Below are 18921 nucleotides of genomic sequence, written 5' to 3'. Positions count from 1 at the left end.
CTCCTCCATGCAGGGCGTGCGTACGCCGCCCGTATTCTTCTTCCGTTTTGACATCCGGCACTTAAGGCGCGCCGGGAGTGTGTTGCGGGGCTGTAGCGTTACAGGTCCAGCACAAGTCTCCTGGACTTCGAGCGCGAACAGCACGGTAGAAACTGGTCGTTTCGCGACTGCTCTTCCGGGGATAGAAACAGGTCTCGATGTTCCGGCTCGCCGTTGAGAATGCGGGTAAGGCAGGTTCCACAAATGCCCTGCTCGCATGAAACGGGTATGTCAACTCCAGCGTCCGCGAGCGCCTGCGCCACCGTGCAGTCTGCGGGGATGGTCACCGTCTTTCCAGTGCGTGCAAGGCACACTTCAAAGCTGCCATCGGCCGACGTGTCGACGGTGGGAGCCGAGAAGAACTCGTAATGCATTCGACTCTCTGGCCACCCGCTCGCACGCGCCGCGTCAAGCACCGCGTTCATGAAGCCTTGCGGCCCGCAGACATAGAGATGCGTGTCCGGGGTTGCATCCTTGAGCAGCGCGTCAAGACGAAGGCGTTGGTGCTCATCCTCGTCGTCGAAATGATAGTGAACGCGCTCAGCCCAGGACACGTCCGCGAGCCGCTCGAGGAAAGCCGCACGCGAACGCGAGCGTGCACAGTAGTGCAGTTCGAAATCTTTACCGGTACGGTCGAGGTGCTGTGCCATGCAAAGCAACGGAGTCAGTCCGATGCCCCCGGCCAACATCAGGTGCTTCGCAGGAACGAACGCGAGCGCGAAGTGATTGCGAGGCATACTGATGCTCAGTTCGTCCCCTTCTTTTACTGCATCGTGCATACCGGCCGAGCCACCTCGCGAGTGCTCTTCGCGTAACACGGCAATTTGATAACGCGAGCGCTCGTGGGGCGCGCTGCAAAGCGAATATTGCCGCACATGCCCCGTTGGCAAGTGGACATCGATGTGTGAGCCAGCATCGAACGCCGGCAAATCACGACCGTCCAAACTTGCGAATTCAAAACTGACGATGCCGTCAGCCTCGATATTGCGCCGCGCAACCCGCACCATCATTGTGGAATTCTTCATGGCCACCACCGTCACATAATCGACAAGCCGCCGTCGACCATCAGCGTGGTGCCGGTGATGAACGATGCCTCATCGCTCGCAAGCCACAGAATCGGCCATGCGACCTCCTCAGGAGACGCCCAACGTCCTAACAACGACGTGTCTTGCCTTTGTGTTTTGAGCACATCTACACTCTTTCCCACAGCCTGCGCCCGATTGACGTGAAAATCAGTCAGCGTCGAGCCTGGGCATATTGCGTTGGCACGCACACCGTGTGCAGCCTCCTCGAAGGCAAGCGTGCGAGTCATCGCGAGCATTCCGGCCTTGGTTGCATCGTAGAGGCCCATGCCCTTGCGGCCGGTGACCGCGTAGCAGGATGATACGTTGACGATGCTCGCCGAACCCGCCGCACGCAACAACGGCAAAGCAGCCCTGCAGTAGTTCGAGGTGCCCACCAGATTCACTGACACCATGCTTTGCCATTCTTCCGGCGTCGCGTCGGCGAGCGCGCTGTAGTTACGCATCGCGGCATTGTTGACGAGCACGTCAAGCCGGCCGAACACACGTTTGGCAATCTCGACGGCTGCAACAGCCTGGTCGGCGTTCGCCACGTCAGCGACATACGTTTGAACCCTTGCCGCGGCATCACGGCTGAGCAAGTCGTCCGCGACGTTCGCGAGCGCTTGTGGATTTGCGTCGACGAGGACGACTGCAGCGCCTTCGTCACAGAACACACGCGCGGTAGAAGCGCCAATGCCGCCTCCGCCGCCCGTAATCAACGCAACTCTGTCTTCTAGTCTTGAACCTTGCATCTCACGCCGGCGCGATGCCGGCCTCCTTATGCAGAGTTGAACAATGAGCGATGAGCTCGCTCAGATGGAGTAAATCGGCTGGCCCGTGCCATCCGAGAGATGGATGACAGCCCACTTTTGCGGTTTCTGGTCGCGCGGGAGCAAGGCGCCGGCCGCGCGCACGCGCTGCTGGTCTGCATCGATTGCAGGCGGGTCGGTGTCAACCTGCAAAGCGGTAGCTGCTTCATAGAGCATGCGTCGAGCCATTACGATGGCGCGGTCCGTCGGCAACAACTTCTCTTTGCTGTGGTCCTGAATGGGGCCCATGCTTTCCTGCAGCGACGCGTCCTGCATCGCGAACCCGAAGACGCCTGAATATGCGCGCTTGTCCTTTTGGGCCTGACGGTCAATCAGATAGTCGTTGCTCTTGTTCGCCCTCGGACGGAACGTGCCCGGCTCGTATTCGCAGTGAATGCCCTTACCTGCGTTCAGGTCGTTCATCTCTTCCTCGGACAACGGGCGGTCCGGACGGAAGTTGATACTCCACGCCCAGCAGGTGTGGTCGTCAATCGGCACCCAGACGTGACCTGCGAGCGAGTGGTCGCCAAATGGCGGAATGAGCGTGTACCACGGGAAGAGGTATTGCGTGATTCGCCAGTAGTAAGAATCGGGCTCGCCATTGCGACGCCCGAAGAGCGTGAGGCCGAACGGCTGCTTCTCGATTTCAAAGATGACGTTCCCATCCGCCTTGATGTACTCGAGCGCTTTGGTGCCTTGGTGCATCGGGTCTTCGTCGACTTCGTAGCGGTGCACGTACGAGACGTGGCTCGTGTCGATGCCGCCTTCCATAGCCTGCAGATAGTTGGACTCCTGCAGACGTTTGGAAACGAATACGTGGTCCGCCGGCAGGTTGCACCATTCGAGGTCCGGCGGTGCCGGTTGCTTGTCTTTAGGGCCCATGTAAGCCCAGACAATGCCGGCGCGCTCGATACACGGGTATGCCGTGATGCTCATGTGCTTGCACCCTTGCGGCGCGGACGGCACCTCGACACAGTTTCCATTTCGGTCGAATTTGAGGCCGTGATACGAGCAGCGGATGCCGTTCTCCTCGTTGCGCCCGAAATAGAGCGACACGCCGCGATGCGAACAGAACTCGTCAATCAGCGCCGCATTCCCGTCCGAATCCCGAAACGCCAGCAACTTCTCTCCAAGGATTTGCACCCGCACCGGAGGGCAGTCTGGCTCCGCAATTTCGCTTACCAGCAGAATCGGCACCCAGTAGCGCCGCATCAGGTTACCCATTGGTGTGCCTGGACCCGTGCGCACAAGCGTTTCCGACATGTTTTTGTCCATGCTCAAACTCCAAATCGTATGTGACGTTGTCCGTCTAGTGAGATTGCGTTCTCATTCTACGGACACGAAATTTGAAGTCAAGCCTCTACGAATAGGTAGTTTCTCTACAATGGCGCAGATGGCATCGCCCAAGGGGACAGCGGAATATGGAAGAAAAAAAGGCGCACGAGAGCGTTCGTGCGGTTGAGCGAGCATTAGAAATACTTTTGGCGTTCAGGCCAGGAGATGAATCTCTAACCGTCGCTGAGTTGCTTGGGCGAGTGAACCTTAGCCGTCCGACGTTGTATCGGCTGCTAAACACATTGGAGCAGGCCGGATTCCTCGCATCGACCGGTGAACCGCAGCGGTTCCACCTGGGAAGCTCGGTGGCTCAATTAGCACACGTCTGGCTGAGCGAACACAGAATCGCCGAACTGGCGCAGCCGGTTCTGCGCAACCTCTGGGAGGCGACGTCCGAGACTGTGGCTCTGTTTGTTCCAGACGACACGTATCGACTTTGCGTGGCGGAACTCGAGAGTCATCAGCCGCTTAGTTTTCGACGCGGCGTCGGATACCGCGAAAAGCTTGTGCGCGGCGCCAGCGGCCGCACCATTCTTTCGCAGATGCGACTCACACCAGACGAGTTAACGCGTTATCTCGTGGACCCTACCCAAGATGTGTCGGCGCTGATTCAAGACATCGAACAAATCCGTATGAAAGGGTTCGGTACGAGTCACCACGAACTGATTGATGGCGCGGTCGCCGTGGCGGCCCCGTTCTTCAACGGGGCCAATCAGGTCGCAGGCTCGCTATGCATCTTCGGTCCGAGCGTCCGTGTCACCGAGCAGCGGGTCGAGCAGTTCGCAGAGTTGCTTAAGCGTGCAACCGTCGCTCTATCTCGGCTTCTGGGCCAGCAAGTGTCGTGAGAATTTGGGGCCATGGCCCGACAGGGACGCTCTCATTGCTCAGCACAATTGTTGGCGCTCACAATTGATGGGAGTGGACGAATCTGGGGGAGGCACGTCCAAGGTAAACTGCGACAGTTGACCTACTGGGGAGACGGCCATGGAACTGCGCTGGAAGATTCTTCTGCAACGACCGGGAACGGACGAGACGGTCCCGGTTTGTTCCGTTACGCCGCCCAGTGAACGGCGCGACCCTGCTGATTTCGGATTGTCTCTTGCCGAAGGTCGTCAACTACTGGCTACGCTGCAAAAACTCGTGACGCGAGACCAGATTAACGCCTACGATAAGCTTCGCCGAGAATGCGGCAGGTATCGGCGCATCAAGGATTGGCGTTCCCGGATTTTTTCTACTGCTCTTGGCAGAGTGCAGGTTAAGGTGTATGGGGTCACGGCGGCCGTGCGATGAAGCGAAAGTAGCAGTGTTTCGGAAGTAAAAGTGGCAGCGCCTTAAATAGTCCGTATCAACCTTTCTCCGCCCGGTAGTTGGGCTTTTAGCGGCCCACGCCAAGGCTTGCATGCTAGCTTCCATCGATGGTATCGACCGCCGTTACCCGCTCGACGTCAACGAAAGGAAGATGAACACCGGACCGGGACCACGATCCTCGTTGGCATCGCTCTACTGAGCGCCAGTGGTCGTCGATGCTTTGATGATACTCAGCTCCGATTGAGCGCTGGCGAGCCTAACAAACTGGTTGTTAGCCGCCGAATTGTTCGCCAGCAATCTGACATGTTGCCGATGGTGAACAATACGACGCGTGGAATCACCGATGCACGCATCGAGACTCTGCCGCGTCTCTGATAGCGACGTCCAACGCACCTGACCGGACACACAATCGTTACCTGCAACGAGAAGGTCGCTCCTGTAAAAGTCGTGCGCGGGAAACGGTAACCACAGTATCCGGTCATGCGCTCTCGCTTGAACTGCCTCCACAAAATATGAACGAAAGCAGCCGAGGCAGGCCGAAACGAACGCGTGTATTACTATCCTGCGAGCAGCAGCTTCGCTGTATTGACTGCCGGGATTGGGCGCGTAGAGCAAGAACCAAAGTACAATGCCGAGAGGGCCATGAACAGGCGCATCCAGTAGCGCCTTCGGCACCCCAACTCCTTCCCATTTCATACGCCATCGCAATATTGCATGCGCGGCCGGACAGAAGGGAGTAGTTGTGCACCCGTCAAGTCGCCATGAGAAATGTCGCGCGGCTTTTACGATGCACGCCCTATGTTGTCTACCATGAACTCGCATGATCGCCCTTCGCAGTGCCTTGTAATGACCATAGGCTTCCGAAAGAACGCTCTCCCATCGGTTTATCGCATCTGGCGCCACCAAATCGAGAGGTGACTGCGGTGACCTGCCGCCGCGATGTAACGCGGGCCATTTATCTTCCGGCCGCTCGGCCACTTCCACATGTTTTCCACCCAGGCAAGACCCCTCTCCGGTTGTCAAGCGTTCCCCTTCCCAATCAACGCTGACAGCACGATCGGACACCTGGAGCCGATACGCCTCACCTATCCTAAAGTCGTCGAACCCTCGCGCTGGGCGAACCCATGGACACGAACAGGCTGGGCAAGTAAAAGGCATCCGGAAAATCTCGGCATCCAAACGATAGGGGATCCTCGATCTACACCTCTGGCAACGGTTAACTAGCGCGACGCGATGGATTGGGCATGTAACACGCGAGTGAAACTGAAACTCCGTCAGATGCACACCCTCGCCTGCACATTGCGGACACCACCGTAGCGTCGCAGCAGCAACGGTCTGGGACAAATATGACGGCATCACAAAGGCTGCAGCGACGTCTTCCAGAGGCAACCTTAGCATGCCCATCATGCGCGGCATATCGAACTGACGCGCGTCACGTAAGTCGGTCTGCTGCAATGGCGTTGCGCGATCGTCGTGGCTAGTAAAATACTGCGTCAGCGCGGCGGACGACAGCACGTTGAGGCGCTGGAATTTTGCCAAAAGGATGAACGCTGACTGGCCCTTAATGTGCCACCCTTCACGCCAGCACCACGATGCGCAGGAAGTTGGCTCTGTGGGCTCGAGCAGGATGTTGAAACGTCTTTTCATTGCCGGTATGCCGCGTCGTCGACAAAGATGATCCGCAATGCCTCGAGGGCGGCAACGAAGTTGGACTCCTCAACCGCCCGAGCCCAGCATGCGGGGCTCAACGCGAATCCGGCACCGTCATGCTCCATGTTGTCAGTCAGTGCTATCTCGACCGTGCGGGCGAGATACTCCATCGGAATTTCCATCGTGAAATCGAACCGCGCACGACAATGGGCGGCTTCAAAGGCCTTCCACACGGTCTGCTGCTGCTTTCCCAATCGGAAGCCGGTGTCGAACGCGCGTTGTAAAAAGAAGCGCGTATAAGGCCAATCGCTACCGTCGGGAAAGACGGACGTGTCATACGCGCCGAGCGACATTTTGAGATCATCGCCAGTGCGAAAGCCCTGAAAACGCATCTCGTCGACCATGAACCTCGACACGATCTGCGAGGTATCCACACTCTGCCTGAACGAGCTCTTGCGGTTGAGAATGCCGGGTTGGCCGACCAAGAAAATGAACATGCGCACGCCTCGGCGCCCGAGTTCGTCCTGCACGTCCCGCAGCCATTCGTAATGGTCCAATTCCAGCCGCTGCGCCTCGTCGACAAATACGACCAGCGTATTACCAGCCACGCGCTCGACCATTTCGCCCAGTTTTGTGATAGAGCCGAAGACGCCGCTTCAATACCGATCCACTGTCCGAACGTTCATGCCGTGCCGCCTCAAGCAGCATCCCGAAAAACAGCGCCTCTGACCGTGAGGGGTTTCGCGGCATCCCGATCGTCAGGACCGCCGCGCGAGGTAACTCGATATTTAATAGCCTCACGCAGTAGCGAATTGCATAAGTCTTGCCCCAGCGGGTGTGCCCGTAAATGACGGCGCCGGTAACCCCGCGCCGGATGCATTGACGCACTCGCGCGTACATTTCTGCGATCGCCGGCGTCGGCACCATGTACGTCTTGCTCAGCAGTGGGTGCTCCGAAGGATCGACAGGGCGCTTCAGAGTATCGAGCATCACACTCACCTGAATGTAAAGATCTGCGTAAGCCACAGTGGTGGTGGCGCTTTGCTCGCTCTGGCTTCCGCCTTCGTGGCTTCTGCTGTTCTGGTGGGTTCCTGCGCTGCGGTTTCCTCCGAGGGCGGAATCCCGACAGACGGCGACCCTTCATGGTTCTTCGCGCGGTCCGTGAGCATGCGTGCCAGGTCATTGGCATCATGCGTATGCGTTCGCGCCTGTTCTTTCTTGTACGCAAACCATGCGGCGACCGGATCACCGCCTTCCCGGAAGGCAAGCTTGCGCTGGTGAATCAACGAAAAGATTTCCTGTCGCACGCGCAGGGCGTGCGGCGTGAAGCACCAGGGACGCGCCGCGGTCAGCACGCCGAGTTCGGATCCGTCCATATGGAAGGCATGCAGATGCCGGATGTCCTTTACGTTGAAATAGATGCGAAGCTGTTTGCCGATTAACCCGGCAATGCCAGACAGCACCCGACTGTCATAACGCACGTGTTCGAAATTAATGTGCGGACGCTCCCCACGACTGACACACCCGCGGATTGTCACGACACGTGCCTCCTGCAGCAAACATAAGCTGCTGCGCCGGGCAAAAGGCAACGTACGCAATAGCTCGTCCTTCCTGGCAAGCAGGAACTGCATAGCCTCGAGTGGTGTGCGCCCTCCCAGTCCCGCATGCGGCTCGCCGTTATAGTTCGCAAGCACCACGTCGATCACATCCTCGAGCTCATCGAGCGTCATCATGAGCGACGTGTCGGTGCCGACATCGTTGAGGACGCGTTCGACTGTGCCCGGGGCGCTGCCCGTGGTGCCCGGCAACCGATGCGCGAAGTGCGACGCAACCTGATCGAAGAAGCGTTCAATCAGCGCGCGCTCGTTCTTCTGTCGAAGTGGCCCGTTGTCGGTCATGCAGCCGACGACCTGGGTCAGTCGCTCGAGCGTCGCGTTCGCGAAATGCGCCTTGGCGGCATCGAAGCGGAAGGTACCCCAGCAAGCCCAGGCAGTCTGGGGTAAAACCTCAGACGGAAATCCTCCGCCGGTTCTGACCTTCAGCGCCGGGATCTTCGAAACACGGGTTGTGTGCGGCATCAGGCTCGCCTGCAAGGCCAGCGCAACATCATCCTTGTTGTACTCGCGGCCCAGCGCGAGCGCGTAGCCAATCACTGCGCGCGTCGCAACATCAAGCAGCAGGAGTATCCAGATCCTGTGCAAGACAAGCAGCGTCTCAAAGCCGAACGGGTCGTCGATACGTAGCGTCAGACGTACATCGATCTTGTGCCCGTCAAATTCAACGGCCTCGTACGGACGCGTCGCGGGCTTGCGAATGGATTCAGGATCGTCGTGCCAGGGATGGGCGATTTGCCCGGCGCCGGCGGCACGTGCTGCCGCGTCAAAATGCCGGTTGGCCAGCTTGCGGGCGTACGTTGCGAGTGTCCGCTCGCCCAAGTGCTTCTGGTTAAACGGATACTCGCTTGCCTGAATGCCCGCCTTCCGGCATTGGTCGAGGAACGCGCCATGCAGGCGCCATAGTTGGCGATGCACTTCAGCCAACTCTGCGTGCTCCCGACTTCGCTCTGCAATCCTCCGCTCGAGCCAACGAGCAATGTCCGGATAATGCTGCAGCAGCTGCCCAAATGCGCCGCTTGCATTGCTCACGGCGCCTTCGCCGGACATATCGACCCGCGCGCAACGGCCGTAGGATTTCGTATGCTGATACGGTATAAGCGCCCGGCACCCGAATATGCGGCCGTCCTCGTGGGTTGTAACGCAGCGTTCAAACGTGCGGTACAGATCATTAAAGCCCAAGCCAGTTTCGCGAGTGATCTCACGCAGAGGCGTATTTTCTCCCAGAAACAAGGTCATCGCACGAATGCGGCGGTTGAAAATGTCGCGGCCGGATTCGGACAGTGCGCTATCGTCAACGCGTGGCCATTCGTCGACGTGCTTCAGTTCGGGCGGTATCGAATGACGATCGAATCGCAACGCGCCAAAAGCGATCGATTTCATACCAGTTCCAGACGGGTATGAGCGCCGAGTGGCTCAACCGCCAGTGTCGGACAACGGACTTTGCCGCCGAACACCAGTCTGAATGCCGCCGAGCGGACCAGCATCGGGTCGGCGGGTGCCAGGCGCAGTTCCAGTTCAGCGAGCGTCGAGCCATGTCGGCAGGCGGCAGTCACTCCGCACATCAACGGCTCGACTGGAAGGGAGTGCGTACCGGCCAGATGATGCAGCATTGTGACTCTGTTCTGGCGTAGCGTCGGTGGATCGTCGAGCTCTTGTGGATCGACCAGATGCAACTGCATCGAAGACGCCATGCTCCAGGAGTCGAATGCGGGAAACAGGAGATGTCCCAGCGCGGCCGAGGTCAATTCCGCCGGACGCAGGACAACACACAATCTCTCACCATCGCGTGTGCGGACCCAGAAATCGACCAGGCGGGACGGCGTGACGTCCGGAATCTGTACAGGCCGTTCGCAGTAAATAAGCACCCGCGGATCTGCTTCAAGGCGGACCCATAGATCAACCGCCCGCCGACCGAACAGGGTCAGTCGTCTTCCGATCTTCGGACCGAACAGGTCATACCGATGGGAGCCGTACGGGCGGGTGTCGCTGACCGCCCGTGTGAATCGTGGGATCATGGCCGCTCCCAGTTGATATCATTGTTTTAGTACAAATTGGATCGACCGAGCGCGTCAGTGGTCACACTGACAGTCTGCCCTCGCACTAACGTACAATCACTACAAAATACGTAGCAAATGTTACGCTTCGGATGCTGCGGCGCATCGTCGTATCGCCCGGTCTCCGCACTTGACGATTTACTCGCGTACCGTCGTGAAACACGGTGGAAAATTGCAGCTAAAAGTGCCTGAACGCCCTATGGGTGTTGTATCTCGGAGTTATCCCGGTTTTGCGCGATATGTTTCACGAAGGCTCCGTTCGCCCTATCCCCGAAAGTCATCGACGTTGCGCCCTCGTAAATCATTGCCTTCAGCCCGCGGGTGGCTCCAACACTCATATTTCGTCCTTGCATAGCTGACGTGCCGGGCAGCCTTCACACTCCGAGATTTCAGACATTCCCATCGAATGGCCGAGATTTAAGACTTTCATTTCGTTAGAGTACGAAGTGAAAGTCTTAACGTGGCCGCGTCGCAGCCTTGCCCGGCGGGCCGGCATAAATTAGGGTCAGATAAAAGCTTCCTTTCCTTCCACGTTCAGAGTTTCTCTTCCTTCATCTGGCATTTGTGAATTTGCCTTCTTGATTCACAGAAGCGAAAGTCATCACGGCACCGGCGGGAACCCACGCCTGGGCAATGACAGGCAGACCGAGCGTGCTGCAACTTTGCCTTCATCCCACGTCGACCTAGAATCGGCCCGGTGCGGCAGATACCACCTCCGCCCGTCGCGCAACATCCGCTACTCGCAACTGGTCTGCGCGTCCGATCAACGCGACCCGAGCACCGCGTCGCATGCCTATGCCCACCTGACACGCCATGGGCAGATCGAACTGGTTACCACCGCCTCGTCGTTTGTCCACACCGCGGATGGACACGCTGTGATCTTCGACACCGCGGGGTATGAAGGGGCACTCGAAAAGACGGACTCCCGGCTGTGCGTGCGGCGCTCAATCGACTTGACCTGACTGGTCCCGTCCTCGTTTCCCTTTCGTTACTGCGGCTGGACGGCGTCGAGGCCGGAATCCGACACCCGGCGACGGGCGTCATACATAGCGAGCCTGTACCCGCGCCCGCGGCGACGGTATTCATTCAGGTTGACCAGATCGACGGCCTCTCCCGAACCGCATTGCGCGGACCGTTCGACCGGTTACGACAGAAGCTGGGGCTGGGGCCGGCCAGCGTCGAGGCTGGAAGATCGTGAACACCCCCGACATCCGCACGATGCCGGCTGGTGAGCCGTTTGACCGGCTGGCCACGGCGCTACTCGCCCTGCTCGAAAGCGCCCGTCCCGCCGACCAGCAGGGCGACCGGCTGGCCGGCTGGAAGCCGGCGCGCGGCGAATGCCACGACAACGTAGACCGCTGGGTAGCGCTCTACCCGAAGGCGCGCGCGGTCCGTGGCTGGCGGCACGAGGACTTTAACGGCGTCACGCCCCGGTTCGCGGCGCATTCGGTGATCCGCACCGCGGCCGGGCTGATTGACGTGACGATCCCCTCTAGTGAACCGGAACGGCCCTTCATCGAGCACCCGCGGGCGGTCTGCGGGTTTTTTGCGGTGCTGTGCCGGACGGGCCTTAACCATCCCGCCCACGAATTCAGGTCGAATTCGCCGCACTGGCCGACGCGCTCGAGGCGAACCGGGATTTCACACTGGACGAGCCCGTCGACGGAGACTGCCTGTGAACGGCCCCGCCCTGCCCTTGCCCCCAACCGTGACGGCCATTCCGCCGCGCTGCATGACCTTGTCGCCCGCGCTGGCGGACGGTGCACAGACCGTTAGTTGCGTCTGGCGTGTGAGCACAACTGACTCCGGAGCATCCCGATGACCGCAGTGGACCGTACTGAACCGGACGCCGTCGTCGCGGCCCACGGGTTGCCGGAAGTTGTCGCCCACCGCCCGAACCGGCTCCAGAGTCCGATCCTGCCGCCGCACCTGTCGGACGAGGACGTCGTCGGGCGCTGGCTCGCGGCCAAAGCCACTGGTCGCGGGCGCCTGGCCACGACCACGCTCGCGCAGTACCGCACCGAGGTCGAGCGCCTCTTCTGGTATGCGCGGCAGACCGGCATGCCCATCTCGAGCTGGGGGCTGGACGAATTTTCCGCCTACATCGGATTCCTGCAAGCGCCGGCGCCGTGGGCGGTGCGCAAGCCTGGCGTACGGCGCGGCTCGGAGGACTGGCGGCCGTTCCTCGGGCCGCTCACCGACCGCTCGGCCGGCCAGACCCAGAAAATCGTTACGTCTCTGTTCGACTGGCTGCGGGACGTCGGCTTCCTGCAGCTGAATCCGGCCACCGGACTGCCAACGGTCGGCCGGCGCGAGCCGGATGAGCAGGCGCGCTTCCTGTCAACGGACGACACGGCGTCGCTGCGCGAAGCGATTGCTTCCCGCCCAAGGGCAGAGTCCGGCCGGGAAGCGCGCCTGGCGCAGGCGCGTGACCTGTTCTTGGAGGACCTATTTGAACGGACCGGTCTGCGCACCTCCGAGGCGGTGCAATGCCGGATGGGGCATGTGCGCATCGAGCCGGTACCGCAGACTCTTCGTCGCGAGTTTCCGGATGCCCCGCCCTTCCAGTGGCTACTGCGCGTCGAGCGCGGCAAGGGCGGCAAGACCCACTGGGTGCCGTGCGACGAGATTGCGCTGTCGCTGCAGGCCTACCGGATCGCGTTTGGCCTGCCCCCGGTGCCACTGCCAGACGAGAACCTGCCGCTGCTGCTGTCGGTGCGACGCTCCCGCTGGGTGAACTCAGGGGCATCCGCAGCCGCGCGGCGATCTGGAAACTGGTCACCGGGTTGCGCAGCCAGGCGCTCGCCTACGCCCGCGCCCACGGCCGGCGGGTCGATGCCGACCGGTTTGAGCGCGCCTCCACGCACTGGCTGCGTCACACCTACGCCAAAGGGCTCGCGCAGGCGGTCCGCGACGGCCTGGACGCCTCTGCGGCGCTCGAAAACATGGGACACAGCGATCTGAGAACCTTCCGCCAGTACGTGGACGACGAACCACTAAAGCGCGCACTGGCGACGCAGCTAGCCCGTTCACGCGTGACAAGGTAACCGTCAGTGTCCCACGACTATCAAGTGCCACCGTACAGTTAAGGTCTTCTCGTCGCTATGATCGGCGCAGCGATGATTGTCGATGCGCTGGACCTTCACGAGGGCCGCTTGCTCCTGCTCCGCCGCAACGTGCACCGGACCTTCACGCACGTCATGATCTGTCATTGTCGCGACGTCTTTCGTCGATCACGATTCGGCGCTCACCGCAAATACTAGAGAAATTGTTGCCCGCGCAACTGGCCAGTGCGTTACAAATCGCGGAGGCCATGCGCCGCGGGCGACCGGCCTATGGGACAGCCGCCCGCCCGGGCCGGGCCTGACGACTGAAATCGTCTCGATACTTCGAGAGAGAGTTGATCTGCGTGTGGACCAGTCTAAGGTGCTTCCAGGTAGCATCGACGGCGAGCGAAAAGAGGGAAGTTCCAGTGCGACGCTACTTGAGCACTCAGTAATAGAAACGCATCACCATGCTGTCATGGCAATCACGCCTGCTTGCTCCACAAAGGCATGGACACAATTGCAAGAGGAAATACCATGGCCTGAAACAACATCAAGGAGATAGTCGCGCAAAGTCGAACATTGCTGATCACAGCAGTCTAGTTCGTCGCGATCTTAGGGGTTGCCGCGGGGCGGCGCTGCGTCCTTCAAAGGTACCAGAGCACCGCACGTGAATGTCGCGGTGGATGCTCGGCAGGCATCTTCTCGAATCCGAGGCCGGTTGCGCGAGTGGGTTTTGCTCAACAATCAGCAACTTTCCAGACGAAGGTACGGTAAACAGGAACGCTTACTTGCAGTTGCGATGGATGTTTGTCGGAAGTTTGGGATTGAGCCGAAGGGCTCTTTGGGCCGCACGTTTTTCGCATTCAACTTGATCAGGCTGCTGCGACGGCGCTGATTTACTGACCCTCGATCGCAACTTCTCAATAACAGCCTCGCTGCTGTGTGGCTGCTTCGATTGAACGTGTGTCTAGAGTCTAGACACGCTCAATCCCTCGTCCGCAACCATCGACGCTTACGGGAGCCGTGAGCTGCTTAGATCCAGACCGCGCTACCCGGAACCAACAACTATCCTCTGGCGTGTCTAGAGTCTAGACACGCCGAGGGGGGGCGCAGCCCTTCATTGGTCCCCGCGTGGCCGCACGGTGGCCGCCAACTGCTGTCTAACCCAGTGTCTAGACACGAATGCTCGGGGCCAGATAGCGACGCAACCGGCGGTGTGTCTAGACTCTAGACACATTAGGAACGGCTGGACGAAAAAAAGCCCGCGCAAGGCGGGGCATGGTTAAGAGTGAGGCGTTCCTCAGTTCGTTTTCGGCTGAGCGTGGAACATCTGGCTGATAAGTTCCCGAATCTGCGTCTCCTGCGCGTCGGTGAGAACGCCGGCCTTAATTTTTACCGTGATGCCACCAATGTCCTTGGTAATGGAACCGGCGTGTTCCTTGCCAGAGAAAAACTTGTCGATGCTCCGCTCGCTTGCAGAATTAGTCGTCGTCGTTCGACGAGTCGCCAACGCCCTAATCGCCGCTGCCACCTTCCCCTGATCCATATCGCCCTTCACAACGAGCGGCCAGAGTTCCATTGCTGCGTTCGCACCGTCTTCGCCGTGTTTCTTGATGGCCGCAACAATGGCTTGGGCAGCAGTCCCGCCAAGCAGCCGCGGCTGGATATCGAGGTCTTTTCTGATGAAGTCCGGCAAATTTTCAAACGAGAGGAACTGGTAGAGCCCGCTGCGAGACATACCCAGTGCCTCTGCCATCCGCTTACGGTCAGGGAACTCCTTCTCGGTCTGCCTCATGGACATGGCGACCTCATAGTCCGACAAGTCGTCACGACTAACATTCTCCACGAGGGCTAGCACAGCCATGTCTTCGTCGGAGCACTCCACAACGACAGCCTTGACGGCATCGAGTCCCACCATCTTATGTGCGCGCCACCGACGTTCGCCTGCCACAATCTGATAGATATCCTCGGCGCGACGGACCACGATCGGCTGCATAAGCCCGACTTCACGAATGGACTCGGCCAGTTCCGACAGCTTTGCCTCGTTGAATACCCGCCGCGGCTGCCAAGGGTTCGGCACGATGTCGGACACCGATAATTGCGACGCGGCGCCAGTGGACTCCAGCTCCTGGACACGTAGTTGCGCTACGGCAAGCGCACCCGCGAGGCCAGGCGCCGTCTGCGTTCGGTTACTACGCTTGACCTCATCTTCCTTAATAGATGAGGTCGTCCGGATGCCGGACGTCTTGGCCAGCAGTTGCTCTCGCATATTGCTCATTGCGCGTTCCTCCATTTTTCTGAATATATCTCGTCCACCCATCGGCAGTAATCGACAAGGGGTTGTCGTACACGCTGCAACGACTTAGCCGCGCTATGGGTGCTGCTTACGTCGAATACAGTTGAAAATGCCAACGCTCCTGTGCTCATCACGGAACTTGCCGGCACTTCAATCGAATGCAGCCAGCTCTCATATGCGCTCTGTGCCCATGCGCGCACGATAGGTGCGGAGGAGGTGCGCCCGTAATCGACCCTCGAAAGCATCAGTGAGATAAAGTCGTATTTCTTGTCTTGCTCATACTTGATGAAACTCTTGGATACATCTGAAAACAGTCGCCAAAACGATAGCGAGCTGATGAAGTCCAGATTTTCCGGAACCATCGGCATGACCATGGCATCCGCCGCCAACAGTGCATTCAGGTTGAGGTACGACAGGGAAGGCGACGTGTCCATAAGGATGTAGTCGTAGCGCTTGCGTAATGGCTCGAGACCTTGGCGAAGCACTGTCCAGAACCGGAATCCTGGCCTCATCTTCTGCATCGCAGGCAGATGGAACTCTGCGCCAATCAATTCGGTGTGAGCCGGAATCACGTCAAGCCCATCCCAGTAAGTCGACTGAACCCTTGTTTCCAGGCCACCCTCGACGTCCTGGTCGTAAATATACGGCAACACGGTGTCGTCAGGCGTCACATCCTTTTCCGCGTACAAGCCGCACAGTTCAGAAAGCGAGGCCTGAGGGTCGAGGTCTATGACAAGCACCTTGCGCCCGCGCAAGGTCAGTCCTTGCGCGAGACACATAGTTGTGGTTGTCTTTGCCGAGCCGCCCTTCAACTGGGCCGTTATGACGATTTTCCCTTCCGGCTCACGCGTTCCCGTAACGAGTGGAGTCTGATAAATGTCGGAGACTTTCTGGACCCAGAGGCGTGCTTCCTCCAGAGTGAATGTGCGGGTCCGGCCGGTACCGGCAGCGGTGCCTGGCGGCAACTCTCCGTCGCTCTTCGTTGCGAGGTATTGGACCTGAGAATGAGAGATGTTGCACATCTCAGCAATTTCCCCTGTTTTGAAAACAGGAGCAGCTTTTCGCGGTCGGGGTGCAAGAATGGTGTTACGCAGTTCATCAGTGAAAATTGAAACCTTTTCAGCGAACTGGCTAATCTGCTCAAGAGGAACCGTTCGGTCCACAGCAGGAAGTTGGCTCGTTTTCACCATTCTGAGGTTTATCCGTAAATTTCGATGAACCTCAGAATACAGGAAACACATAAAAATTGCTCTATAAGAGGCTGTTTTTCATGAAGACTTTCTGGAAAACCACTCGTCATTGGGCGTTTGCGGTTGACTGGAGTGCGGCCGACACGCTTAAAAGAGGAACTTCCCGCTCTTTCGACCAACGCCATTCGGCAGTATTGTCACCGATAAGGCCTGTAGTTGGCGCGCCGGTCACCAGACGGTCGTTCAAGGTGAGGTCGATTGTGCTAATTCTGAAAGCAGTATCGACACGCAAATCGAACTTTGCACAAAAGTACAGCACATGGTGAGATTCATTGTGCTACGAACGCATCGGCTCGCTCAGAGCTGTCTCATCCAGCACAACTGATCTCACCTTCCTTTTCGATCTTCACCGAATCGCACGCGCCGGGGTTTCTATACAGGTGTCTGTGCAAACGCCTGCACAATGAACCTCACCTTCAATCCACAGCTTTACCGATCGAAAACGTGTTTCTGTGAAAACAGAACCAGGGGCTGAGCCGCAGCTGCTGCTTAGCACAATCAACCTCACCATCATGGCCGCTCGGCAAGTTGCTTCCTAGTGACGGGTTGGTTTGTTTTTTTATAAATCAAACAACCCCACAAACCAACAGAGGAATCTGATTTTGTTTATTTTCAAAGTCTTAACCTCCAAAAGGTGAGATCAGGTGTGTCAAAGGTGAGATCGGATGTGCACGAAGGTGAGATTCGTTGTGTGGTCAAGGTGAGGCCGGCTTCACACGAAGGTGAGGTCAGATGTGCGGAATTCGCTCGCTTGTCCAACGGTGAGGTTGGCTGTGCATAGCGGCGCAAAAACTAATTCTAATCAAACGGGATAAGGGTTTGACGGGAGATACGTGTCTGTCGTGGTGAGGTTGATTGTGCTGCGGTGAGGTTCATTGTGCATGGCGGATGAGCGTCGGCGACAGCCAGCCAGTGCGGCCGGCTGATGGTGAGGTTGTATGTGTTGACAGCTCACCCACGAATGCTACATTCCCGAAAGCGAAAATGAAGAGCGGATGAGAATATGGCGGCGGAGGACAGTCCAGAAGAAGGCAAGTCGAAAGTCACACCGCGACAGATGGCGCTCGCGCTGTTCGAGGACATGTTCGACTTGGGTTTGCCCATCACCGAAGCGAAACGTGAAATCGGATACCAGCGCAACAACTTTTTCACCCAAGTCGTCAACATGGGGCTGCCGGCGCGGCGCTTTCTTGACGCCGCATATTTCATTGTCGCCCAGGAGCAGGAAGCACGAGACCAGTACGACGTTGAGTTGAATTACTTCAAGTGGTTGATGCGCTATGACAGCCGCAATCTCAAGCACTTGCGCACTATTGCGGAAGAAGCTCAGGACGCGAAAATCCAGGTCACCGATACACCGCTCGATCGGGACCCCAACGAAAACGACCTGTGGGTATCAGTCCAGTTGATGGGTATGGTCGGCTTCCACAGGGGGCGCATTCGATTCGACGTGCATCCTCGCTTGGTCCCGCAAATCCGTGACCCAAAAAAATCTCACTGGTTGAGCCTGCGTATATCGACGGCTTTTACTCGCAGCCTAGCGCGCGCGATTTATGACCAGGTCCTTCCCAGTGTTCCCAATGGCCGAACGGAATGGATACCGCTTGAAGACATGCGAAACTGGCCCGGCAGAATGGGAGCGAACGCCGCCATCTTTAAATACTTCAAGCGCGACTGGCTAGAACCAGCTGTGCGTGAAATCAATGAGGTGTCGGACATCGAGCTGTCCTACGAGACCAGGACCGAGTCCAGCACGTCGAAAAAAATCGACCGCATAAGGTTCCTGCTCAAGCGCAAGGATACCGCCGACGCTGCGCTGGCCAGCTTGGCTGACGCCAGTCATCTGTACAAAATTCTCAAAGAAGAATTCAACCTGTCTACCAAGCAGTTCAGCGAGATTTCCGAGAACCGCGAAGTCTGGACCGATGCGCACATCCAGCAGGCTGTCGAATACACGCGATTCAAGCTCAATCGTGGACAGATAAAAAGGAGTCCCGCCGGCTACCTGATGCGAGCCCTACGCGATAACTGGAAGATGTCTGAAGCCGAGCGCAAGATGGTCGAGGTTCAGGCGAAGCTACTTACCGAAGAGACTGAAGCGGATGTCGTAAAAACCAAAACCCAGAGTTCGGTCGCTCGCAGCCTCGCTTCGCGCGAAGAAGAAGTCCGTGCACGCATGAATGAGGAGTCGCGTAAGGGCCGCGAACACTTCAACGCGGCGGACGCCAAAACCCGCAAGGAACTGGTCCGCGCGTGGGTTGCGTCGAGGGAGGGCAAGCTGATGCTGCGTCGTATGAAGCTCGAGGCCGCAACTGTAGTGGAGGAGGACATCGTTGCGAATACGGAACTGGTTTGGTACCTAGGGCAATTCGTATTTGGGCGCATGAGTTCGTCTCGCTCATCGCCGTGAGTGTCAGCATGGGCATCTGCGCGTTTCCAAGCGGTCCGCGCTC

At 58.4% G+C, this 18921-nt stretch carries 14 protein-coding genes; 5 read left to right on the top strand and 9 right to left on the bottom strand.

What is annotated here, in order from left to right:
• Nucleotides 1-98: 98 nt before the first annotated feature.
• Genes ACAX43_RS30090 through ACAX43_RS30080 form a run of 3 tightly spaced genes read right to left on the bottom strand, consistent with a single transcriptional unit; the run spans nucleotide 99 to nucleotide 3187 of the window.
• Complete coding sequence (locus ACAX43_RS30090) at nucleotides 99-1064, bottom strand: 2Fe-2S iron-sulfur cluster-binding protein (protein WP_370711981.1); 966 nt, start codon at nucleotides 1062-1064, stop codon at nucleotides 99-101.
• Nucleotides 1065-1075: 11 nt separating this feature from the next.
• Nucleotides 1076-1855, bottom strand: coding sequence for an SDR family NAD(P)-dependent oxidoreductase (locus ACAX43_RS30085; RefSeq protein WP_370711980.1), 780 nt, complete (start codon nucleotides 1853-1855; stop codon nucleotides 1076-1078).
• Between the two features lie 60 nt (nucleotides 1856-1915).
• Nucleotides 1916-3187 (bottom strand): Rieske 2Fe-2S domain-containing protein, encoded by a 1272-nt coding sequence (locus ACAX43_RS30080; protein ID WP_370711979.1) that lies wholly within the window; start codon nucleotides 3185-3187, stop codon nucleotides 1916-1918.
• A 146-nt stretch (nucleotides 3188-3333) separates the two neighbouring features.
• Here ACAX43_RS30080 and ACAX43_RS30075 point away from each other — a divergent pair, with 146 nt between their 5' ends.
• Nucleotides 3334-4092: an IclR family transcriptional regulator gene (locus ACAX43_RS30075; RefSeq protein WP_370711978.1), complete on the top strand. Its 759-nt coding sequence runs from the start codon at nucleotides 3334-3336 to the stop codon at nucleotides 4090-4092.
• A 139-nt stretch (nucleotides 4093-4231) separates the two neighbouring features.
• Nucleotides 4232-4537: a hypothetical protein gene (locus ACAX43_RS30070; RefSeq protein WP_370711977.1), complete on the top strand. Its 306-nt coding sequence runs from the start codon at nucleotides 4232-4234 to the stop codon at nucleotides 4535-4537.
• 1661 nt (nucleotides 4538-6198) lie between these two features.
• On the opposite strand, the gene ACAX43_RS30065 is transcribed toward ACAX43_RS30070, so the two are convergent.
• The 4 genes from ACAX43_RS30065 to ACAX43_RS30050 are packed head-to-tail and all read right to left on the bottom strand — an operon-like array spanning nucleotide 6199 to nucleotide 9836.
• Nucleotides 6199-6825 (bottom strand): hypothetical protein, encoded by a 627-nt coding sequence (locus tag ACAX43_RS30065; RefSeq protein WP_370711976.1) that lies wholly within the window; start codon nucleotides 6823-6825, stop codon nucleotides 6199-6201.
• Complete coding sequence (locus tag ACAX43_RS30060; RefSeq protein WP_370711975.1) at nucleotides 6803-7195, bottom strand: hypothetical protein; 393 nt, start codon at nucleotides 7193-7195, stop codon at nucleotides 6803-6805. Before ACAX43_RS30060 ends, ACAX43_RS30065 begins: the two co-directional genes overlap by 23 nt.
• A gap of 5 nt (nucleotides 7196-7200) precedes the next feature.
• Nucleotides 7201-9201 (bottom strand): hypothetical protein, encoded by a 2001-nt coding sequence (locus ACAX43_RS30055; RefSeq protein WP_370711974.1) that lies wholly within the window; start codon nucleotides 9199-9201, stop codon nucleotides 7201-7203.
• Nucleotides 9198-9836 (bottom strand): hypothetical protein, encoded by a 639-nt coding sequence (locus ACAX43_RS30050; RefSeq protein ID WP_370711973.1) that lies wholly within the window; start codon nucleotides 9834-9836, stop codon nucleotides 9198-9200. Before ACAX43_RS30050 ends, ACAX43_RS30055 begins: the two co-directional genes overlap by 4 nt.
• Nucleotides 9837-11069: 1233 nt before the next feature.
• Between ACAX43_RS30050 and ACAX43_RS30045 the strand changes: the two genes are divergently transcribed.
• A complete protein-coding gene (locus tag ACAX43_RS30045; RefSeq protein WP_370711972.1) occupies nucleotides 11070-11651 on the top strand; it encodes a hypothetical protein in 582 nt (193 codons plus the stop codon).
• A gap of 42 nt (nucleotides 11652-11693) precedes the next feature.
• Nucleotides 11694-12839: a hypothetical protein gene (locus ACAX43_RS30040; RefSeq protein WP_370711971.1), complete on the top strand. Its 1146-nt coding sequence runs from the start codon at nucleotides 11694-11696 to the stop codon at nucleotides 12837-12839.
• Nucleotides 12840-14222: 1383 nt separating this feature from the next.
• Here the strand turns inward: ACAX43_RS30040 and ACAX43_RS30035 are convergent.
• Together ACAX43_RS30035 and ACAX43_RS30030 are read right to left on the bottom strand one after the other, a co-directional pair.
• A complete protein-coding gene (locus tag ACAX43_RS30035; RefSeq protein WP_370711970.1) occupies nucleotides 14223-15200 on the bottom strand; it encodes a ParB/RepB/Spo0J family partition protein in 978 nt (325 codons plus the stop codon).
• Nucleotides 15197-16408, bottom strand: a complete 1212-nt coding sequence (locus tag ACAX43_RS30030; protein WP_370711969.1) for a ParA family protein — start codon at nucleotides 16406-16408, stop codon at nucleotides 15197-15199. The genes ACAX43_RS30035 and ACAX43_RS30030 overlap by 4 nt, the downstream gene beginning before the upstream one ends.
• 1063 nt (nucleotides 16409-17471) lie before the next feature.
• On the opposite strand from ACAX43_RS30030, the gene ACAX43_RS30025 reads away from it, so the two are divergent.
• Nucleotides 17472-18878: a replication initiation protein gene (locus tag ACAX43_RS30025; protein WP_370711968.1), complete on the top strand. Its 1407-nt coding sequence runs from the start codon at nucleotides 17472-17474 to the stop codon at nucleotides 18876-18878.
• Nucleotides 18879-18921 lie beyond the last annotated feature (43 nt).

This window comes from Paraburkholderia sp. IW21 (genome assembly GCF_041321145.1).
Classification (GTDB): domain Bacteria; phylum Pseudomonadota; class Gammaproteobacteria; order Burkholderiales; family Burkholderiaceae; genus Paraburkholderia.
This window is presented reverse-complemented; position numbering and strand designations above follow the sequence as displayed.